The 3,393-nt window shown below is 66.1% G+C and carries 6 protein-coding genes; 4 read left to right on the top strand and 2 right to left on the bottom strand.

Going from position 1 to position 3,393, the window contains the following annotated elements; translation table 11 throughout:
* From Q0602_RS02625 to Q0602_RS02610, 4 genes are all read left to right on the top strand, one after another.
* On the top strand, positions 1-263 hold a 263-nt coding region (locus tag Q0602_RS02625), incomplete at its 5' end, for a hypothetical protein (RefSeq protein WP_298838523.1).
* Entirely contained in the window at positions 260-610 is a 351-nt protein-coding gene (gene tnpB / locus Q0602_RS02620; RefSeq protein ID WP_009803441.1) for an IS66 family insertion sequence element accessory protein TnpB, read from the top strand. The genes Q0602_RS02625 and tnpB, both read left to right, overlap by 4 nt.
* A gap of 60 nt (positions 611-670) precedes the next feature.
* On the top strand, positions 671-2,296 hold the full coding sequence (locus tag Q0602_RS02615) for an IS66 family transposase (RefSeq protein WP_298838507.1): 1,626 nt from the start codon (positions 671-673) through the stop codon (positions 2,294-2,296).
* Complete coding sequence (locus Q0602_RS02610) at positions 2,293-2,886, top strand: plasmid pRiA4b ORF-3 family protein (protein ID WP_298838504.1); 594 nt, start codon at positions 2,293-2,295, stop codon at positions 2,884-2,886. Before Q0602_RS02615 ends, Q0602_RS02610 begins: the two co-directional genes overlap by 4 nt.
* Positions 2,887-2,919: 33 nt before the next feature.
* Here Q0602_RS02610 and Q0602_RS02605 read toward each other — a convergent pair whose 3' ends face one another.
* The gene (locus tag Q0602_RS02605) at positions 2,920-3,183 is read right to left on the bottom strand and encodes a hypothetical protein (protein WP_298838502.1); all 264 of its coding nucleotides are present in this window, start codon (positions 3,181-3,183) and stop codon (positions 2,920-2,922) included.
* An 11-nt stretch (positions 3,184-3,194) separates the two neighbouring features.
* The coding region (locus tag Q0602_RS02600) for a helix-turn-helix domain-containing protein (protein WP_298838499.1) at positions 3,195-3,393 on the bottom strand (199 nt) is incomplete at its 5' end.

Genomic DNA, 3,393 nt, shown 5'->3' with positions numbered 1-3,393 from the left:
GTGTGTCGCGCTCGTTGCTGACGACATGGCGGCGGCAGTATCGCGACGGTGAGCTTGGGAACGAGACGCCGCCTTCATTCATCCCGCTGGCGGTTTCAACCAAGGCGCCTGCGGGAGTGTCCGTGACGGCACAGGAGGCGCCGCGCGACACCCCAGACGTTCAGCTCGAGATCGTGCTGAGGAATGGGCGGCGGCTTCTGGTCCCTTCGTCGGTGGACCCGGAGGTGTTGGCGCGGCTGCTTCCGGCCCTGGAAGGCCGATGATCGCCTTCCCGGCGGGGGTGCGCGTGTGGATCGCGGGCGGGGTCACCGACATGCGGCGCGGCATGAACACCCTGGCGCTGACGGTGCAGCAGGGGCTCGGGCGCGATCCGCATGCCGGCGAGATCTTCTGCTTTCGCGGGCGCAAGGGCGACCTGGTCAAACTGCTCTGGCACGACGGGGTCGGCATGTCGCTCTACACCAAGCGGCTGGAGGCCGGGAAGTTCATCTGGCCGACCAGCGGAAGTGGTGAAGCGGTGCAGATATCCGCGGCCCAGCTCGGCTATCTCCTGGAGGGGATAGACTGGCGCAATCCGCGCTGGACGCAACGCCCTGCAAAGGCGGGATAAATCAGCCTCACTGGCCTTATTTGCATGGGCTTTCCGATGGCCGCGTGGTAGCTTTTGCCCATGTCAGATGCCGCTTCCGAGATCGCCAGATTGCGTGCCGCGCTCGCGGCGTCGGAGGCCCGTGCCGAGGCCGCCGAGAGCGAGCTGGCGCAGACCCGGGCGGTGGTCTCGACCTCCGAGGCGATGATCAAGCATCTTCGGCTCGAGATCGCCAAGCTCCGGCGCGAGCAATACGGCCACAGCTCGGAACGTCGCGCCCGCCTGATCGACCAGATGGAATTGCAGCTCGAGGAACTCGAGGCCGCGGCCACCGAAGACGAGATCTCCGCCGAGAAGGTGGCGAAGACCACGACCGTCGCAGGGCTCAAACGTCGCCGTCCGGCGCGGAAGCCGTTTCCGGAGCATCTGCCGCGCGAGCGCGTGGTGATCGCGGCGCCCACGGCCTGTTCCTGCTGCGGCTCGGATCGCATAGTGAAGATGGGCGAGGACGTCACCGAGACGCTTGAGGTCATTCCCCGGCAGTGGAAGGTGATCCAGACGGTCCGTGAGAAGTTCACCTGCCGGGCTTGCGAGAAGATCAGCCAGCCGCCGGCGCCGTTCCATCCCACGCCCCGTGGCTGGGCCGGCCCGAACCTGCTGGCGATGGTGCTCTTCGAGAAGTTCGGCCAGCACCAACCGTTGAACCGTCAGGCCGAGCGCTACGCGAAGGAAGGTGTCGAGATCAGCCTCTCGACGCTCGCCGACCAGGTCGGGGCCTGCGCTGCTGCGCTCGCGCCGATCCATGCGCTGATCAGGACCCATGTTCTCGGGGCCGAGCGGCTGCATGGCGATGACACGACGGTGCCGCTTCTGGCGAAGGGCGGGACGCGCACGGCGCGGCTCTGGACCTATGTCCGCGATGATCGCCCGTTCGCGGGTGGCGCGCCTCCGGCCGCGCTGTTGCACTTCTCCCGCGACCGGGAGATGGCCCATCCCAACCGGCATCTCGCCGGCTGGCAGGGCATTTTGCAGGCCGATGCCTACGGCGGTTACAACGACCTCTATCGCGGCGACCGTGATCCCGGCCCGGTGAGCAGCGCGCTCTGCTGGAGCCATGCCCGGCGCAAGTTCTTCGAACTCGCCGACATCGAGGGGATTGTCCGGAAGGGCAAGCCCGCCCATGACATATCGCCCGTGGCGCTGGAGGCAGTGACGAAGATCGATGCCATCTTCGACATCGAACGCCAGATCAACGGTCTGGATGCCACATCACGGCTCGCGGCCCGGCAACGGCTGTCCCGTCCGCTGGTCGAGGACCTGCGCGACTGGATGCAAGCCGAGCGCGATACGATGTCGAGGCACAACCCCGTCGCCAAGGCGATCGCATACATGTTCAGGGCAGACCGCTGGGACGCGTTCACCCGCTTCCTCGACGATGGCCGGATCTGCCTGACGAACAACGCCGCCGAGCGGGCGCTGCGCGGCGTGGCCCTCGGCCGGAAGTCCTGGCTCTTCGCCGGCTCCGAGCGCGGAGGTGAACGCGCAGCCTTCATGTATTCCCTGATTGTCACCGCGAAGATGAACGATGTCGATCCTCAGGCCTGGCTCGCCGATGTCCTCGCCCGGCTGCCCGGCACGACAGCCTCCCGGGTGCCGGATCTGTTGCCCTGGAACTGGTCCCCGACGCGACAAAGGATGGCCGCATGACTCTGATCGCCCGCCTCCGGATCATTCTGAACGATGTCGACCCGCAGCCAATGCGCCATATCGAGGTGCCGCTGAAGATCAGGCTCGACCGGCTGCATGAGGTCATCCAGGCAGCCATGGGCTGGACGGACACCCATCTCTATGAGTTCCGGGTGGGGGATGCCGGTTGGGGCGTGCCCGACCCGGACGGGTTCTACGACGGCCCCATGGACGCGAAGAAGATCACCCTGGAAAAGCTGCTCGACCAGACCGGCACCAGGACGATCCAGTATGTCTACGACTTCGGTGATGACTGGGACCACAGTATCCGGATAGAACGGGTGGGCGAGGCTGCCCCAGGCATGACCTATCCACGGCTGCTGAAGGCCACCGGGGCCTGCCCGCCCGAGGACGTCGGCGGCGCCTGCGGCTACGAGGAGTTCCTCGAAGCTCTCGCCGATCCCGATCACGAGCAGCACGCGGATATGGTCCACTGGTCGGGCGGGAACTTCGACGCCGAAGATGCCGGGAACGACAGCATCATCGAGCGCTTCGATAAGCTCGCCAAGAAATGGGCCCCGCGGCCCCGCAAACCCAAGCCTACGATCTGAGAGAAGCCAGCGACCGCGGCCTACGCCGGATGATTACCAACATTTTGCGCTGCCCTTTGGCCCACTTTTACTCTGCCGTTGACACCCCTTGCCAGCTTCGTGGCGTGCCTGAGCGGCCGGCTCGCCGTAGCGAAGGGCGATCGCCCCTTCTAGCCAGTCGCGCAGGCTCTTCGCGGAGTGGAACGCGTCATCTGCCTCATTCTGCAGCCGCGCAAGCTCTTCTGCCGGCAGCGCCTCGATGTCGCCGACTGCCATGTGGCGAAGCGCGTCGAGCGTGATGGTATTGGCAATGGTCATCATTACCTCCCTCACGCTGCAGGCTTGGGGGAGGTGTCAGCGGTGCTGGCGCGCAGCTGCGTGTGCTCGAAGGCCTCGACATCCTCGAGCCGGTACACGACCCGGCCGCCGATCTTGATGAAGGCGGGGCCCTCACCGGTCCAACGCCAGCGCTCCAAAGTGCGCGGGCTGATCTTCCATCGAGCCGCCAGCTCGACCTGGTTGAGATGC

The sequence above is a fragment of the uncultured Salinicola sp. genome, assembly GCF_937921195.1.
In the GTDB taxonomy this organism is placed as follows: Bacteria; Pseudomonadota; Gammaproteobacteria; order Pseudomonadales; family Halomonadaceae; genus Salinicola.
This window is presented reverse-complemented; position numbering and strand designations above follow the sequence as displayed.

What these genes read in the sequence shown, in the direction of transcription:
- tnpB (WP_009803441.1), top strand. Translation starts at nt 260, where the DNA reads ATGATCGCCTTCCCGGCGGGGGTGCGCGTGTGGATCGCGGGCGGGGTC.
- Q0602_RS02610 (WP_298838504.1), top strand. Translation starts at nt 2,293, where the DNA reads ATGACTCTGATCGCCCGCCTCCGGATCATTCTGAACGATGTCGACCCG.
- Q0602_RS02615 (WP_298838507.1), top strand. Translation starts at nt 671, where the DNA reads ATGTCAGATGCCGCTTCCGAGATCGCCAGATTGCGTGCCGCGCTCGCG.
- Q0602_RS02605 (WP_298838502.1), bottom strand. Translation starts at nt 3,183, where the DNA reads ATGACCATTGCCAATACCATCACGCTCGACGCGCTTCGCCACATGGCA.